Origin of the sequence: Actinoplanes octamycinicus (assembly GCF_014205225.1) — a bacterium.
In the GTDB taxonomy this organism is placed as follows: domain Bacteria; phylum Actinomycetota; class Actinomycetes; order Mycobacteriales; family Micromonosporaceae; genus Actinoplanes; species Actinoplanes octamycinicus.
In genome coordinates this window covers 4,453,682-4,467,902 of the sequence record NZ_JACHNB010000001.1, presented here as the reverse complement: position 1 = coordinate 4,467,902, position 14,221 = coordinate 4,453,682, and the positions used below count along the sequence as shown (strand labels likewise).

The window sequence follows — 14,221 nt, the reverse complement described above, 5'->3', positions numbered from 1 at the left end:
CACGCATCGCCGGTGACAGATGTCAGGCGAGCCGGGCCTCCAGCCGGGCCCGGCAGTGCGGCCACTCGGAGGCGATGATCGAGTACATCGCGGAGTCGCGCAGCCGGCCCTCCTCCCCCGGCGCCCAGGACTTCGACCAGCAGCGGAGGACACCCTCGAAGGTCGCGCCGAGCCGCTCGATGGCGGCCCGGGAGCGGGCGTTGCGGGCATCCGTCTTCAGGTCCACGCGCACCGCGTTCCACCGCTCGAAAGCGTGCCGGAGCAGCAGGAACTTCGCCTCCGTGTTGATCCCGGACCGCTGCGCCGACGCGCCCAGCCAGGTGAAGCCGATCTCCACGGCGCACAGCTCGTCGCGGTCCGGCCAGGGGCGCGGATCCCACAGCCCGGTCGCGCCGACGGCACGGCCCGTCGATTTCAGGACCTGCGCGTACGGCTTGAGCACGCCCGCCTCGGCCCGCGCCAGCTGGGCCGCCAGGTACCCGTCCACCTCGGCCGCGGTCGGCACCCAGGTGTACCGGTACGACGAACGGTCCTCCTCGGCGGCGGCCGCCAGGTCCGCGGCGTGCCGTCCGGACAGCGGCTCGAGGCGGACCAGGCGACCGTCCAGAACCGGGGCGTCGAGGTTTTTGAGCAGCACAGCAGGACTCCCTTCGCGGCTTGCCCGGCACACCGCGCGCCGGACCCGGTCATCACCCGGGGCACCCCACCCACGGTTGGAGGGTTGCCGGCCAGCAAGCCGGGGCTCAACGCTGGCACTCATGACCTGGCCGTCACCCTAACAGCCACTCCGCTCCACAGCGGACGCCTTTCCCGCCCCACAGAGCCACCCAGACCGCGGAGCGGCCGGCCGGCACGGGACTCCCCGTCGTACCGAAGAAAGATCCGCGACGTGCCGGCGACGCCGCGGCAGCGAGAATAACCGGCGGACCAGCGGGCCCGCGGCTGTGATCATGGGCGGATGGATGCCGACACGTTCGAGGCCGGGCAGCGGGCCCGGGAGTACTTTCACCGGCTGACCGTGCTGCCCGGCGCGTGGACGGTGCTGCGGCTGGACGGGCGGGGGTTCTCCCGGTTCACCGAGGAGCACTTCGGCAAGCCGTTCGACGAGCGGTTCGCCGGGCACATGGTGAGCACGGCGGAGACCCTGCTGGGTGAGCTGGGCGGGCGGTACGCCTACACCGAGAGCGACGAGATCTCGGTGCTCCTCGACCCGGGGTCCGGGCTGTTCGGGCGCGGCGTGGAGAAGCTCGTCTCGGTGTCGGCCGGGCTGGCCAGCGCCGCCTTCAGCCTCGCGGTCGGCAAGCCGGCGCACTTCGACTCGCGGGTGTGGCTGGGGACCGGGGTGGGCGACGTGGCCGACTACTTCTCCTGGCGGCAGGCGGACGCGGCCCGGTGCGCGCTGAACGGCTGGTGCTACTGGACGCTGCGCAAGGCCGGCAAGTCCCGCCGGGAGGCGACCCGGGAGCTCGACGGGGCGAGCACGGCGGACAAGAACGAGCTGCTCTTCCGGCACGGGATCAACTTCAACGAGGTGCCCGCCTGGCAGCGACGCGGGGTCGGGTTGTGGTGGGAGCGGGTGCCGCACACCGGCCACGATCCGGTCCGGGACATGGCGGTGACCACCGAGCGGCGGCGGCTCCGGGTGGAGCGGGAACTGCCGATGAAGGACGGGTACCGGGAGCTCATCGAGCGGGTCGCCACGACTCGGTGAGGTCGATCCGGTGGCGCCAGGTGTGGGCGGCGGGTGAGTCGGGGCCGGCGGTCGCGGCGGCCACGGTGCGCATCGCGTGGCACTTGGCCAGCATGGCGGCGTGCCGGGCGGGCCAGGGTGGACGGTGGCCGTAGCCGGTGAAGAGGGCGTCCAGGTCGGCGGCGGCGTGCGGGTGGTGCATCCGGACGATCCACTCGCACCAGGCCAGGTCCTCGATCGGGTCGCCGTCGTGGGCCCACTCCCAGTCGAGGACCGCGACGGTGGCGAAGGTGACCGGGTCGAAGAGCATGTTGTTCGGGCCGTAGTCGCCGTGCACGGTCCGCAACCGCGTCAGGGTGCGGCCGCAGGAGTCGAGCACCGCGGCGGCGTGCCCGGCGTCGATCAGGTCCTGGCCGTGGGCGCCGGGCACGTACCGGGTCCACAGCTCGCCGGGCGGCTCGGCGATCAGGTCCGGCACCGGGACACCGGCGGCCGCCATCCGGGTCAGCACCCGGCTCTCGGTGGCCCGGCGGAGCTCCGCGTCCGGCCCCTGGAACCGTTTGATCACCACATCCCCGTCGCGACGGGTGTCGTTGGTGTATCCATGCCTCATGAGCTGCGGTTTCAACTTTCTGGTTGACAGTCTGCCGGACCGGGTCTAGCTTATGTTTAAACCGATTAGTTGAAACGAGGACGAGATGCCGGCCGATGAGCTGTCCCGGGTCTTCGCCGCGCTGGCCGACCCGACGCGCCGTGACATGGTGGCGCGGCTGGCGGCCGGCGACGCGACGGTCAACCAGCTCGCCGAGCCCTACCGGATGTCGCTGCAGGCGGTCTACAAGCACCTCAAGGTGCTGGAGGAGGCCGGTCTGGTCAGCCGCCCGGCCGGGCCGCAGCCCCGGTCGGTGCGGCTGGAGCGGGACGTCTTCGACGAGATCGGTGGCTGGATCGAGCAGTACCGGCGCCGCGCCGAGGCGCGCTACCAGCGCCTGGACGCGGTGTTGAGGACCATCGACGAGCGAGAGGGATGAGGATTGTGAACGAGGCACGCATCGAAGCCGACCAGGACCTGCCGATCATCCGGATCACCCGGGACTTCACCGCGACGCCGGAGCAGTTGCTCCGCGCGCACACCGACCCGGAGCTGTTCGCCCAGTGGTGCGGGCCGGACTCGACGACCACCCGGATCGAGCGCTGGGACGCCCGCTCCGGCGGCGAGTGGCGGTACAAGGCGGTCCGCGGCGAGGAGGAGTTCGGCTTCCGCGGCTGTTTCCACCAGGTCGGCCCGGACCGGATCGTCCAGACCTTCACCTTCGAGGGCGCCCCGGACGGCGTCGCCCTGGAGACGCTGACCTTCGAGGACCTGGGCGGCGGCCGGACCAGGCTGCACGCGCAGTCGCTGGTGGACAGCTTCGAGGGCCGGGACGCCTGGCTCAAGAGCGGCATGGAGACCGGCGTCAACGAGGGTTACGCCAAGCTGGACGCCCTGGTCGCCAAGGGCGCGGTCTGACCCGGTCGGGGAGGAGCACCCGTGGGCACAGTGATCATGCACAGCGTGATGTCGGTGGACGGGTTCATCGCCGACGAGAAGGACGACGTCGGCCCGCTGCACGACTGGTACTACAACGGGGACACCCCCATCGTCGAGGGCGCCCGCTTCCGGGTCTCCCGCGCCTCGGCGGCCTATGTCCGGCCGATGTGGGCGTCGATCGGTGTGATCGTCGTCGGGCGGCACCTCTTCGACCTGACGAACGGCTGGGAGGGCAGGCCACCCACCGGCGACCACGTGGTCGTGGTGTCGCACCGGCCCAAGCCCGAGGGCTGGCATCCGGAGGCGTCGTACCACTTCGCCGGTGACGTGCGGTCGGCGATCGCCACGGCGCGGGAGCTGGCCGGCGAGCGGGTCGTCGCGGTGAACGCGGGCGACGTGGGCGGCCAGGTGCTGTCGGCCGGGCTGGTCGACGAGGTGGCGGTCGACGTGGTGCCGGTGGTCTTCGGGTCCGGCAAGCGGTTCTTCGGGGCGGTCGACGGGCAGCACCTGCTGGAGGATCCGCACGTGGTGATCCAGGGCGACCGGGTGCTGCACCTGGGTTATCGGGTGCGGCGGTGACTTCGGGACCGGAGATCCGAGGGGCGGCCGCGCGGCCGCCCCTCGGCGGGCGTCAGGCGGGTGGGAAGAGCGAGTCGAAGACTGCGGTGCGGTCGAAGGCCATGGCGTACGCCCGGGCCCGGGACTCCATGGCCAGCCGCTCGGGCTCGGGCAGGTCGAGGATCACGTGGTCGAGGGCCTCGGCGAGGGCGTCGACGTCGCCGGCCTCGACGATCACCGCGGTGTCGCCGACCGCCTCACCGGTGCCGCCGGTCAGCGTGGTGACGATCGGCCCGCCGCCGGCCAGCATCTTCTCGGCGAGGGCGATGCCGAAGGTCTCGACGAAGTCCGGTTCCGGCTTGGTGGGCAGGGCGTAGGCGGCGCAGCCGGCCATCAGCAGCGGTTTCTCGTCGTCGTCCACGTCGGTGAGGAAGATGATCCGGTCGTCCTCCTTGGCCATCGCGCGCACGTGCTCCAGGGCCGGCCCGGTGCCGGCGATCACCAGCGGGACCTCCTCCCGGGCACGCATCTGGCGGTAGGCGATGACCAGGTCGTAGATCCCCTTGGCGCGGGCCACCCGGGACAGGAAGAGCAGGTACTTGCCGCGTTTCAGGCCGCGTCTGGCCAGCGCGGTCTCGATCGCGTCGTCGGCCAGCCCGAGGAACGCGGACGCGTCGATCGGCGGGTAGCTGACCGTGACCCGGTCCCGGCACTGCTGGGCGAACCCGGTGCCGCAGTGCGCGTCCACCTCCTCGGCCGAGGCGATGATCTCGTCCTTGGTGTACTGCGAGACGGCGGTCACCTCGTCGCTGGCCAGGAACGTGGTGAGCAGCACGGTGGCCGCGCCGAAGCGGCCCTCGCGCAGGCAGGAGCGGATCACGTTGGTGACGTCCGAGCCGACCGCCTTGGCGATCGTGTGCACCTGCGGACTGAAGCCGGCCGCCCGGGCCGCGGTGACCGCGTCGTTGATCACCTGGGTGTGCGGGACCAGGTACATCGACAGGCACACGGTGGGCACGCCGTCGCTGAGCAACTCGACCAGCCGGCCGGTCAGCCCGGCCAGGTGCCGGCCGTCCGGCACCCGGTAGTCGCCGACCGCCTCCGGCCGTTCGACGGTGATCCCGTCGCTGTACGGCAGCAGCCGGTCGAGCGGCTTCAGCGGCAGGCCGGCCGCCTGCAGGGCGGGGATCGGCCAGGTGAGCAGGCGGACGTCGTCGAAGCCCCGGGTCAGGGCGACTTCGGCGAGGTTGCGTGCCTCACCCGAGTGCCCGCAGATGACGGGATCGGCGCGGACCGCGATCACGAGTCTCCGCGTAGGACGGCTCATGGTCATTCCTTTGTTCCGGGGTGACGGTCAGGGGTGGAAGGAGTGGGACGGCGGGCGGATCCCGTGGCCCCACGCCGATGGTTCGGGACCGAGCTTCAGGTGCAGCCGGCCCCCGCGGTGCACGTCGATCGCGGACAGGTGTGCCGCGTGCAGGGGTGTGCCGTTGAGGGTGGCGGACTGGACATACTGCGCGGGTGGGTCGGCGTCGGGGCCCTCCACCCCGATCGGTGTCTCCCGGTGCCCGCTGGTCTCGATGACGAACTCCTCGTCGCCGACCCGGAGCGCGGCCCGGGCGAACGCCGGCGCGTTCACCAGGAACAGGCTCTGCCCGGCGACCGGGAACAGGCCCAGCGACGCCCAGACGTACCAGGCGCTCAGGCCGCCGGAGTCGTCGTTGCCCGGCAGGCCGCCGGGACCGGTGCCGAACTGCCAGGTCAGTGCGGAGTGAACGATCTCGGCGGTGCGGTCCGGGCGGCCCGCGTAGTGGTAGGCCCAGGGCGCCTCCATGTCCGGCTCGTTGTTCAGCCCCTCGAAGCGGTTCAGGGCGTACCCGAGGGCCATCTCGGCCGGCGGCGGGCTGACTCCGGGTTGGGTGACCGGCTCGGCGCCGTACCCGAAGAAGGTGTCCAGGGTGTCGATGAAGCCCCGGTCGCCGCCGGACAACTCGATCCGGGCGGCCATGTCGTGCAGCAGCCGGAACGAGTAGTTCCACTTGCCGCCCTCGTAGAACTCCGAGTCGCGGAGCAGCCCGCCGGCCGGGTCGAACGCGTTCACCCACTGGTGGCCGCGGCGTTCCAGGTCGTCGGCGAGGCGCCGGTCGTTGAGCGCGCGAGCCAGCTTGGCGGTGCAGTGGTGGGCGTACGCGAGGTCCAGGGTGTGCGTGATCGGGTGCACCACGCCGTGCTCGAAGAAGTCCTCGCCGTACATCCGGCGCAGGTCGTCGACCATGTGCACGAGCGCCCAGCCCCAGTCGACGCCGCTCCGGCCGAGCGCGTGCGCGTCGGCGATCGCGGTGTGCGCCAGCGCCGACGCCTGCCGGAAGAACCGGTCGGCGCCGCGGGCCATCCGGTAGCCGATCGGGAAGTTGCCCTCCTCCTCGCACACCCGGATCAGCGATTCGAGCAGGTCCATGGCCCGGTCCGGGGCGATCGCCTGGAGCAGCGGGATCTGCGTCTTGTAGATGTCCCACATGGTGCAGATGTCGAACGCGTACGGCCCGGAGTTCGGCCAGAACGGGCTCTCGTCGTCGGCGAAGCACGGCTTGATCAGCGAGTGGTAGAGCGCGGTCGCCATCACCGTGCGCCGGGCCGGGCTGCCGCCGTCGATCTGCACCCGGTCCAGGTGGTCCCGCCAGCGGTGCCGGGTGCGGGCCCGGACCTGCTCGAAGGCCGGCGTGCCGGCGCCGCACTCCCGGCGCAGGTTCTGCCGGGCCTGCTCGCAGCCGCGCAGCGAGAAACCCATCCGCACCTCGATGGTCTGCCCGGCCCGGACCGAGCCCAGGAAGATCAGACCGAACGGGCGCAGCGTGGTCTGCCGGATGCTGTCGAAGTCGAGCCGGGTGCCGCCCGGGATCAGCCGCCGGTCGTACCAGAGCATCTGCCGCCAGCCGGGGGTGTCCGCCTCCAGGTAGACCGAGAGCGGCACGCCCTCCATCACCACGGTGCCCTGCGCGCAGCCGTGCCCCATGCTCTCCACCTGGGCGCGCAGCGGCACGGTCCGGCCCAGGTCGATGGCGAGGCCGCCGCAGCTCAGGTCGATGACCACCCGGGCGCTGTGGTGGTCGGGGAAGGTGTACCGGTGGACGGCGACCTTCTCCCCCACGGTGATCTCGCTGCGCACCCCGGTGTCCAGGTTGGCGGCGTAGTAGCCGGGCTCGGCGCGCTCGTCGTGCAGCGCCCAGGACTGACCGAGGTCGTCGAGCGGCTGGACCATCGGGGTGACCCGCACGTAGTTGTAGTACTTGCGGATCGCGCCGGTGCCGGACTGCTGGAAATGGGTGAAGCCGGAGGCCTGGGTCCGCGTGAACATCTCCTCGGGCACGCCCTCGGTGTTCTTCGCGTACCGGCCGTAACCGGTCGGGTAGGCGCCGGAGTAGGCGCAGGCCGAGACCATGCCCAGCGGCGAGGTCGCGCCCGGGTGGGTGTTACCCACCTGCGGCTTGGGCCACCACCAGGTGGCGGCCAGACCGAGTGCGCGGGGCAGGCCGGTCGCCGCGGTGCCGATGAAGGGATCAACGTTGTCCAGGATGGCGGGACTCTAACCGGCCGGAGGCCCTCCTGTGGTTTCGTTCAGGTGAACTGCGCCAGAGGGGTGACACACACTCCGTTGATCAACATCTCCTGGAACTCCTCCGGCGGGCGCGGCGGGCTGAAGAAATAGCCCTGGACGGCCGGGCAGCCGGCGGCCTGCAGGGCGGTCCAGTCGGCCGGCTCCTCGACCCCCTCGGCGATCGTCGACATGCCCAGCGACCGGGCCAGCCAGAGCACCGCCGAGATGATCGACGACTTGCGCTGGTCCTCGGCGAGACCGGCGACGAACGAGCGGTCCAGCTTGACCACGTCGGCCGGGACCGACTTGAGCCAGGTGAGCGAGCTGTAGCCGGTGCCGAAGTCGTCCAGCGCGATCCGTACGCCGAGCCGTTTGATCGTCGCCAGCCGCTCGCTGACGTCGACGGTCGAGGCCAGCATCGCGGTCTCGGTGATCTCCAGGACCAGCCGGGACGGGTCCAGCTCCGGGTGCTCGGCGAGCAGACCGGCCAGCGCCGGCACGAAGTCCGGCTCGGCGAGCTGGCGCGGGCTGACGTTGACCGACACGTAGCCCAGGTGGCCGGACCAGTAGATCAGGTGCTCGACCGCGGACCGCAGCACGTGCTGGCCGAGCGGCACGATCATGCCGGTCTCCTCGGCCGCCCCGATGAAGTGGTACGGGCTGAGGATCTTCCCGTCCGGGGTGCGCATCCGGACCAGCGCCTCGGCGCCGATGATCTGCCCGGTGACGGTGGAGACCACCGGCTGGAACCAGAGCGGCAGCGTCCACGGCAGGTGCCCGGCCAGCGCCTCGCGCAGCCGCGCCTCGGCGGCCAGCCGTTCGTGTACCGACACCCGCATGTCCTCGGTGAACACCTCGATGCGGTTGCCGCCGGCCCGCTTGGCCGCGTACATCGCGGTGTCCGCGGCCAGCACCACGTCGTCGGCGTGCTCGGCGCCGTGCTCGGACGCCACACCGATGCTGACCGAGACCGGCAGCGGGCAGCCGGCCACGTCGAGCGGCTCGCCCATCGCGGCGAGGATCTCCTGGCCCAGGCGCAGCCCGTGGGCAGGCGGGCCGGTCAGCGCGGCGACGAACTCGTCACCGCCGAGCCGGGCCAGCAGCGCGCCGGGCGGCACCACCGACGACAGCCGGCCGGCCAGGGCGCGCAGCACGTCGTCGCCGGCCGCGTGGCCGGAGCCGTCGTTCACCGACTTGAACCGGTCCACGTCCAGGTAGATCACGCTGACCGGCTCCCGGCCGGCCAGCAGCTCGGCCAGGTCGTGCTCGAACGCCTTGCGGGAGAGCAGCCCGGTGAGTGAGTCGTGCCGGACCTGGCGGCGCAGCTCGGCCTCGTGGTTCCGGGAGTTGGTGATGTCCATGCAGTGGGCGAAGACGAACCGCAGGCGGCCCTTCTTGTCGTGCAGCGGGGTGCTGTGCACCTGGACCCAGATCAACGACCCGTCATCGGTACGCCGATACTGCCGCACCAAGGTCAGCGGGTCCCGGGACACCACAGCCTCCGGGAAGGCGCTCGCTTCGCCGATGGGCACGAGCGGCAGATCGCGTACCGTCAATCCGGCCGGAAGCTCGTCCGGCAACCGCAACCACTGCCGGTAGGCGGCGTTGGTGCGCAGCACCAGCCCGTCCGGGGCGAACATGGCCATCGGCACCGGCGTCTCGTCGAAGGCGACGGTGAGCTGGGCCTGGCTCTCCTCCAGGTTGTCCTGGGCGCGGCGCTCCTCGGCCTCGGTCAGCCCCCACTGCACCACCTGGAAGCCGGCGGCGAGCAGCACCGCGAGACCGTGCAGCGCGGCCCAGACCAGCGGGTGCGCCTTGGCCGAGCTGTGGTCGTAGGTGTGCCCGCCGATCAGCACCCCGAACACGCCGTGGTGCAGGGTGGTGGCGACCAGGAAGGCGCCGAACGGCGCCCAGTCCCGGTAGAGGGCGAGCGCCGCGACCGCGACGAAGAACGCGAAGTGCGCCTCGGTCAGGCCGTTGCTGAGCGAGACGAACCCGGCGCAGGCCACCGTGAAGCCGAGCGCGACGCAGACCGAGCGCAGCCGGCGGTGCGGCAGCAGGGTGGCGGCCACCACGCAGGGCAGCACCAGCAGGTCGGTGGCGAGCAGGGTGACGCCGTCGCCCGGGCCGAGCACGCCGAAGACGGTCACCACGACCACCACCACGGCGAGGATCACGGTCAGCAGGCGGTGCCGTGCCGTCCAGTCCTCGGCGCGCAGCTTGCCGCCGGTGGGGAGCCATCGCAGCCAGGTCACCCTCGCCTTATCGGATGTTTCCGCGATGGCGACAGCAGGACCCGGGTAGTTTCTCAGGTGCGCAGCACCTCGGCGAGCGCGCCGACGAAGCGGTCGACGTCCTGCACCGTGCTACCGAGGCCGAAGCTGGCCCGCAACAAGCCCGATTCCTCCGACTCGCAGGCGTTGATGGCGTCGCTCCCGGTCAAGCGCCGCACCAGCGGATGCGCGCAGAACTTCCCCGCCCGGACGCCGACACCGTGCTCCCGTCCCAGCCGGTGCGCCACCTGCGCCGGATCATGACCGGGCAGCGCGAGCGACACGATCCCCACCCGCGGATGCGCCGGACCGAAGACGCTCACCTCCCGGGCCCCGGCCACCGAGCCCACCCCGTCCCGCAGCCGCCGCAGCAGCTCCTGCTCCCGCCGGTGCAGCGCGTCCCGATCGGCCACCAGCAGCGCCCCGCAGACCGCGGCCAGCGCCACCGCCCCGAGCAGGTTCGGCGTGCCACCCTCGTGCCGGGCCGGCCCGTCCGCCCAGGTCAGCTCGCCGGGCAGGGAGCCGACCGTGGCGCTGGCGCCGCCACCGCGCAGGTACGGGTCGGCCGCGTCCAGCCAGTCCGACCGGCCGGCCAGCACGCCCGCGCCGAACGGGGCGTACAGCTTGTGCCCGGAGAAGGCCAGGTAGTCGGCGCCGAGCTCGTCCAGGTCGAGCGGGGCGTGCGGAGCCAGCTGGGCGGCGTCGACGATCACCCGGGCGCCGTAGGTGTGCGCCACGTCGGCCAGCTCGCGGACCGGCCAGATCTCGCCGGTCACGTTGCTCGCACCGGTGATCGCCAGGACCGCCGGCGTCCGGAGGTCGCGCAGCGCCGCCTTGAGGGCATTGATCGCGAAATAGGGGGAGGTGGGGGTGGGCAGCCGCACCGGGTTCGGCCAGGGCAGCAGGTTCGCGTGGTGCTCCCCGTCGAACAGGAGCGTGGTGGTGCCGGCCGGCAACGCCCGGGCGAGCAGGTTCAGCGAGTCGGTCGTGTTCCGCGTGAAGATCACCTGGTCGCCGGGCCGGGCGCCGACGAACTCGGCCACCACGTCCCGGGCCACCTCGTAGGCCACCGTCGAGGTCTGCGACCGCACCCCGGTCCCCCGGTGCACGCTGCCGTACCGCGGCAGCAGCTCGGCCACCGCGTCCGCGGCCGCCGCCGCGCACGGCGCCGACGCCGCGTAGTCCAGGTGCGCGAAGCGCACGGTCTCGCCGCCGGGAAGTTCGGTCTTCAGGTCGTCGCCGACGATGTCGAGAGCCGACATGGCATGCCTCCGCCGAGGTCAGGGACCCCACCGGGTCCGCGCTTGCCGTCGTCGGTCGACGCCGGCCCGGTCCTCACCCGGGGCACCCCATCGCGGACGGAAGGGTTGCCGGTCAGCGAGCCGGGGCTTGTCGCTGACACTCATGACCTGGCAGAGAAGCTAGCACATCGGATTAGAGTGGCCACTCATGATCAGCTTTGCGGAGCAGTGGGCGCGGTGGCACGACGAGCACGAGCGGCGACGGGCCGCGCCGCACGGATTCCTCGCGATCACCGGGCTGCACTGGCTGACCGGGACCCCGCAGCGGTTCCCCGGGGTGCCCGGCAAGTGGCACGCCGAGCCGGACGCGATCGTGGCGGCCCTGGAGTCCGGCGAGCGGCGGTTCCCGGCGGGCGAGGACGCCACGCTGCGGCACGGCGACCTGGAGATCGAGGTGACCTGGCGGGGCGGTCAGGGCGTGCTGCGACCCCGCGATCCCGCACACCGGACCCGGGTGGAGTACCGGGGCACCCCCGCCTACGCCCCGGACGAGAAGTGGGCGGTCCCGGGCCGTTTCGTCCCGTTCGACGAGCCTCGCCCGGTGACCGTCGGCTCGGTCGTCGAGGGCCTGGAGCACGTCTACGAGTCCCCCGGCCGCCTCGAGTTCACCGTCGGCGGCCGGGACCTGTCGCTGACCGCGTTCAACGGGAGCACGCCCGGCTCGCTGTTCGTGCTGTTCACCGACGCCACCTCGGGGATCACCACCTATCCGGCGAACCGCAGCCTGACCGTCCCGGCGCCGGAGCCGGACGGGTCGGTGACCATCGACTTCAACCGGGCCACGAACCTGCCGTGCGCCTACACCGAGTTCGCCACCTGCCCGCTGCCGCCGGCCGAGAACCGGTTGCCGGTCCCGGTCGAGGCCGGTGAGCGACTAGGTTCGGTGGATGGAGGAACTGCTGGCGCCTCTGGAGGCGCTGATCGGCATCCATTCCACCGCTGACCGGCCGGGTGAGCTGCACCGGGCCCTCGGCCTGGTGCTCGACCTGCTCGGCCCCGGTTTCGAGATCAGCCGCTTCGAGTCCGGCGGCAAGCCGAGCGCCCTGGTCACCTTCGCGGACCGGCCCGGCCGGCCCCGGGTGATCCTCAACGCCCACCTCGACGTGGTTCCCGGCACCCCTGATCAGTTCCGGCCGCACCGGGACGGCGACCGGCTCTATGGCCGGGGCACGCACGACATGAAGGCGGCCGCCCTGGTGCTGGCCACGGTCTTCCGCGAACTGGCCGGCGAGCTGCCCTTCCCGATCGCCCTGCAGCTGGTCACCGACGAGGAGGTGGGCGGTTTCGACGGCACCGGGCACCAGCTGGAGGCGGGCGTCCGCGGCGACTTCGTGATCATCGGCGAGCAGAGCGGGCTGCGGGTGGTCACCGAGTCGAAGGGCCTGGTCCGGGCGCGCCTGATCGCTCCCGGTCAGGCCGCGCACGCCGCCTATCCGTGGCTGGGTTCCAACGCGCTGCTCACGCTGATCGCCGCGGTGGAGAAACTGCTCGCCCGCTATCCGCTGCCGGCCGCCGAGGCCTGGGCGACAACGGTCAACCTGGCCCGGATCGAGACCACCAACGAGGCGGTCAACCAGGTGCCCGCCGATGCCACCGCGTGGCTCGACATCCGCTATCCGCCGGAGGATCCGGACCTCACCGGCCGGTCCCCGGAGCAGATCGAGGCGCACCTGCGCCGGATCACCGACTCGGCCGTGGAAGTGCTGGTGGAGGCGGTGGGCACGCCGCACCGGGCCGATCCGGAGAGCGTCGAGGTGCGCGCGCTGCGGGAGGCGGTGCGGACCGTCGGGCAGCCCGGATCGCTGTTGCGCAAACACGGCGCGGCGGACAGCCGGTTCTATTTCCCGCTCGGCGTCGACGCGGTCATCTTCGGTCCGACCGGCGACGGCCAGCACGGCCCGTCGGAATACCTGGAGATCAGCTCGCTGCGTCCCTACCACGACGCCCTGCACGCGTTCCTGCGATCAGATTCCCTTTTCCGTACGGGCGACGCACCCACCCCGACCGCACCGGACCCGTTCCGTCCCTGACCGCCCCCGGCCGGCGAACCGGAACGGACCGTCAGGCCGCGGCCGGCAAGGCCAGGAGGTGCTCGACGCGGTGCGCGATGGCCCGCAGATAGGGGCCGCGGTCGGCGTCGACCAGGGCGTTCCACGAGCAGGGGCCGTGGCGGTGCAGCACCTCGGCGTAGCGCGCGGCCGGGTCGACCCGCAGCCCGGACGGCCCGACGGTCTGGTCGGCGTAGGTGAGGGCGTCGGCCAGCACGGTGCGTTCGTCGGGATAGGCGGCGAGCAGCTCGCTGAGCCCGCGCGCGGCGGCGACGAAACGCGCGCCGGAGTGGTAGGCGACCAGCCCGGCGACCCGGACCGGCCAGCCGCGGCGGGTCAGGTGGTCGGCGCCGTCGAGCGGGTGGAAGCCGGTGACCACGGTGGCCTCGGCGTACCCGATGTCGTGCAGCCAGGCGGCCGCGGTGAGCAGGTCGGCGTCGACACCGAGCGGGCCGGCCAGCTCGGCGGCCCGCCGGGCGACGCCCTGGGTGTGCAGCCAGCGGTTGCCCATCTCGCCGATCAGTGACTCGGCGACCCGTCGCGCCGTGACGGTCAGCGGCCCCGCCGGGGCGGCGTCCGGGATTGCCGAGAGGAGCACGCTGGTGGCCGTCATCCGCGGATCGTAGGCACCGGATGGTTAACAACAGCCCAACTCGGCATGAGCGAACCCTGAATCCGCACGCCGGGGCTCAGCAGATCCCCCGGACGCGCTGCCGCGGCAGCCCGGCCGCGGTGAGCTTGTCGGCCAGCGACACCGACGCGTTGTCGACGAAGACCGCCACCTGGTGATCGTCACCGAGGTCGCAGGCGGCCACCACCGAGCCGAGATTGATCGAGTCGAGCTCCGGCGCGTCGGCCAGGTCGACGATCAGCCGCAACGGCCGGACCCGGCGGACCGTGTGCACCAGCAACTGGCGCAGCTCCACCGCCTTGTCGGCCCCGATCGAGCCGTGCGGGTGGATCACCACACTGCCGTCCGGACCGGTACGGACCTCCAGCACCGAGCTGAGCATCGGGTCGCCTTTCCTTACCGTTCCGTCGGTTTCAGCTTCCCGGACACCATCCCGTCGGCGAACCAACGGATCGTGTCGGCTGGATGAACGGGAAGCAACATGATCAACGGAACAGGCGGCCCGTTCGTACCGGAAAAGATCGTCCGAACGGTCCTTGGATCTTGTCGATAGAGCTGGTTGGATCTTCAGGTTTCCGCTGTCGCCGACGTTAG

At 72.0% G+C, this 14,221-nt stretch carries 14 protein-coding genes and 2 riboswitches; of the genes, 6 read left to right on the top strand and 8 right to left on the bottom strand.

The features are described from left to right. Positions 1 to 22: 22 nt before the first annotated feature. A complete protein-coding gene (locus BJY16_RS19565) occupies positions 23 to 637 on the bottom strand; it encodes a GNAT family N-acetyltransferase (RefSeq protein ID WP_239177556.1) in 615 nt (204 codons plus the stop codon). A gap of 11 nt (positions 638 to 648) precedes the next feature. After that, positions 649 to 764: riboswitch (SAM riboswitch) on the bottom strand. Between the two features lie 194 nt (positions 765 to 958). On the opposite strand from BJY16_RS19565, the gene BJY16_RS19560 reads away from it, so the two are divergent. Then, positions 959 to 1,711 carry a tRNA(His) guanylyltransferase Thg1 family protein gene (locus tag BJY16_RS19560; protein WP_185041000.1) on the top strand — a complete coding sequence of 251 codons (753 nt, stop codon included), beginning with the start codon at positions 959 to 961 and terminating at the stop codon, positions 1,709 to 1,711. On the opposite strand, the gene BJY16_RS19555 is transcribed toward BJY16_RS19560, so the two are convergent. Further along, positions 1,683 to 2,303, bottom strand: a complete 621-nt coding sequence (locus BJY16_RS19555) for a phosphotransferase (RefSeq protein ID WP_185040999.1) — start codon at positions 2,301 to 2,303, stop codon at positions 1,683 to 1,685. The genes BJY16_RS19560 and BJY16_RS19555 overlap by 29 nt on opposite strands. Before the next feature lie 85 nt (positions 2,304 to 2,388). Between BJY16_RS19555 and BJY16_RS19550 the strand changes: the two genes are divergently transcribed. Genes BJY16_RS19550 through BJY16_RS19540 form a run of 3 tightly spaced genes read left to right on the top strand, consistent with a single transcriptional unit; the run spans position 2,389 to position 3,800 of the window. After that, positions 2,389 to 2,721, top strand: a complete 333-nt coding sequence (locus tag BJY16_RS19550) for an ArsR/SmtB family transcription factor (protein ID WP_185040998.1) — start codon at positions 2,389 to 2,391, stop codon at positions 2,719 to 2,721. Continuing rightward, positions 2,718 to 3,200, top strand: a complete 483-nt coding sequence (locus BJY16_RS19545; protein WP_185040996.1) for an SRPBCC family protein — start codon at positions 2,718 to 2,720, stop codon at positions 3,198 to 3,200. The genes BJY16_RS19550 and BJY16_RS19545 overlap by 4 nt, the downstream gene beginning before the upstream one ends. Before the next feature lie 21 nt (positions 3,201 to 3,221). Continuing rightward, the gene (locus BJY16_RS19540; RefSeq protein WP_185040994.1) at positions 3,222 to 3,800 is read left to right on the top strand and encodes a dihydrofolate reductase family protein; all 579 of its coding nucleotides are present in this window, start codon (positions 3,222 to 3,224) and stop codon (positions 3,798 to 3,800) included. 52 nt (positions 3,801 to 3,852) lie between these two features. Here the strand turns inward: BJY16_RS19540 and BJY16_RS19535 are convergent, their stop codons facing one another. The 4 genes from BJY16_RS19535 to BJY16_RS19520 are packed head-to-tail and all read right to left on the bottom strand — an operon-like array spanning position 3,853 to position 10,909. Next, positions 3,853 to 5,106, bottom strand: a complete 1,254-nt coding sequence (locus BJY16_RS19535) for a glycosyltransferase (RefSeq protein WP_185040992.1) — start codon at positions 5,104 to 5,106, stop codon at positions 3,853 to 3,855. A 27-nt stretch (positions 5,107 to 5,133) separates the two neighbouring features. After that, positions 5,134 to 7,350, bottom strand: a complete 2,217-nt coding sequence (locus tag BJY16_RS19530) for a GH92 family glycosyl hydrolase (protein WP_203759068.1) — start codon at positions 7,348 to 7,350, stop codon at positions 5,134 to 5,136. A 44-nt stretch (positions 7,351 to 7,394) separates the two neighbouring features. Further along, the gene (locus BJY16_RS19525) at positions 7,395 to 9,629 is read right to left on the bottom strand and encodes a putative bifunctional diguanylate cyclase/phosphodiesterase (RefSeq protein ID WP_239177555.1); all 2,235 of its coding nucleotides are present in this window, start codon (positions 9,627 to 9,629) and stop codon (positions 7,395 to 7,397) included. Positions 9,630 to 9,682: 53 nt separating this feature from the next. Then, complete coding sequence (locus BJY16_RS19520; RefSeq protein WP_185040990.1) at positions 9,683 to 10,909, bottom strand: aminotransferase class V-fold PLP-dependent enzyme; 1,227 nt, start codon at positions 10,907 to 10,909, stop codon at positions 9,683 to 9,685. A gap of 33 nt (positions 10,910 to 10,942) precedes the next feature. After that, a riboswitch (SAM riboswitch) is annotated at positions 10,943 to 11,057 on the bottom strand. Between the two features lie 39 nt (positions 11,058 to 11,096). On the opposite strand from BJY16_RS19520, the gene BJY16_RS19515 reads away from it, so the two are divergent. Next, positions 11,097 to 11,891: a DUF1684 domain-containing protein gene (locus tag BJY16_RS19515; RefSeq protein WP_185040988.1), complete on the top strand. Its 795-nt coding sequence runs from the start codon at positions 11,097 to 11,099 to the stop codon at positions 11,889 to 11,891. Continuing rightward, positions 11,836 to 12,978, top strand: a complete 1,143-nt coding sequence (locus tag BJY16_RS19510) for a M20 family metallopeptidase (RefSeq protein WP_185040987.1) — start codon at positions 11,836 to 11,838, stop codon at positions 12,976 to 12,978. The genes BJY16_RS19515 and BJY16_RS19510 overlap by 56 nt, the downstream gene beginning before the upstream one ends. Before the next feature lie 31 nt (positions 12,979 to 13,009). Here the strand turns inward: BJY16_RS19510 and BJY16_RS19505 are convergent, their stop codons facing one another. Further along, entirely contained in the window at positions 13,010 to 13,609 is a 600-nt protein-coding gene (locus BJY16_RS19505; protein WP_185040985.1) for an HDIG domain-containing metalloprotein, read from the bottom strand. A gap of 76 nt (positions 13,610 to 13,685) precedes the next feature. Beyond that, positions 13,686 to 14,009: an STAS domain-containing protein gene (locus BJY16_RS19500; RefSeq protein WP_185040983.1), complete on the bottom strand. Its 324-nt coding sequence runs from the start codon at positions 14,007 to 14,009 to the stop codon at positions 13,686 to 13,688. Positions 14,010 to 14,221 lie beyond the last annotated feature (212 nt).

What these genes read in the sequence shown, in the direction of transcription:
- BJY16_RS19560 (WP_185041000.1), top strand. Translation starts at nt 959, where the DNA reads ATGGATGCCGACACGTTCGAGGCCGGGCAGCGGGCCCGGGAGTACTTT.
- BJY16_RS19550 (WP_185040998.1), top strand. Translation starts at nt 2,389, where the DNA reads ATGCCGGCCGATGAGCTGTCCCGGGTCTTCGCCGCGCTGGCCGACCCG.
- BJY16_RS19545 (WP_185040996.1), top strand. Translation starts at nt 2,718, where the DNA reads ATGAGGATTGTGAACGAGGCACGCATCGAAGCCGACCAGGACCTGCCG.
- BJY16_RS19535 (WP_185040992.1), bottom strand. Translation starts at nt 5,106, where the DNA reads ATGAGCCGTCCTACGCGGAGACTCGTGATCGCGGTCCGCGCCGATCCC.
- BJY16_RS19500 (WP_185040983.1), bottom strand. Translation starts at nt 14,009, where the DNA reads ATGCTCAGCTCGGTGCTGGAGGTCCGTACCGGTCCGGACGGCAGTGTG.
- BJY16_RS19555 (WP_185040999.1), bottom strand. Translation starts at nt 2,303, where the DNA reads ATGAGGCATGGATACACCAACGACACCCGTCGCGACGGGGATGTGGTG.
- BJY16_RS19510 (WP_185040987.1), top strand. Translation starts at nt 11,836, where the DNA reads ATGGAGGAACTGCTGGCGCCTCTGGAGGCGCTGATCGGCATCCATTCC.
- BJY16_RS19505 (WP_185040985.1), bottom strand. Translation starts at nt 13,609, where the DNA reads ATGACGGCCACCAGCGTGCTCCTCTCGGCAATCCCGGACGCCGCCCCG.
- BJY16_RS19515 (WP_185040988.1), top strand. Translation starts at nt 11,097, where the DNA reads ATGATCAGCTTTGCGGAGCAGTGGGCGCGGTGGCACGACGAGCACGAG.
- BJY16_RS19520 (WP_185040990.1), bottom strand. Translation starts at nt 10,909, where the DNA reads ATGTCGGCTCTCGACATCGTCGGCGACGACCTGAAGACCGAACTTCCC.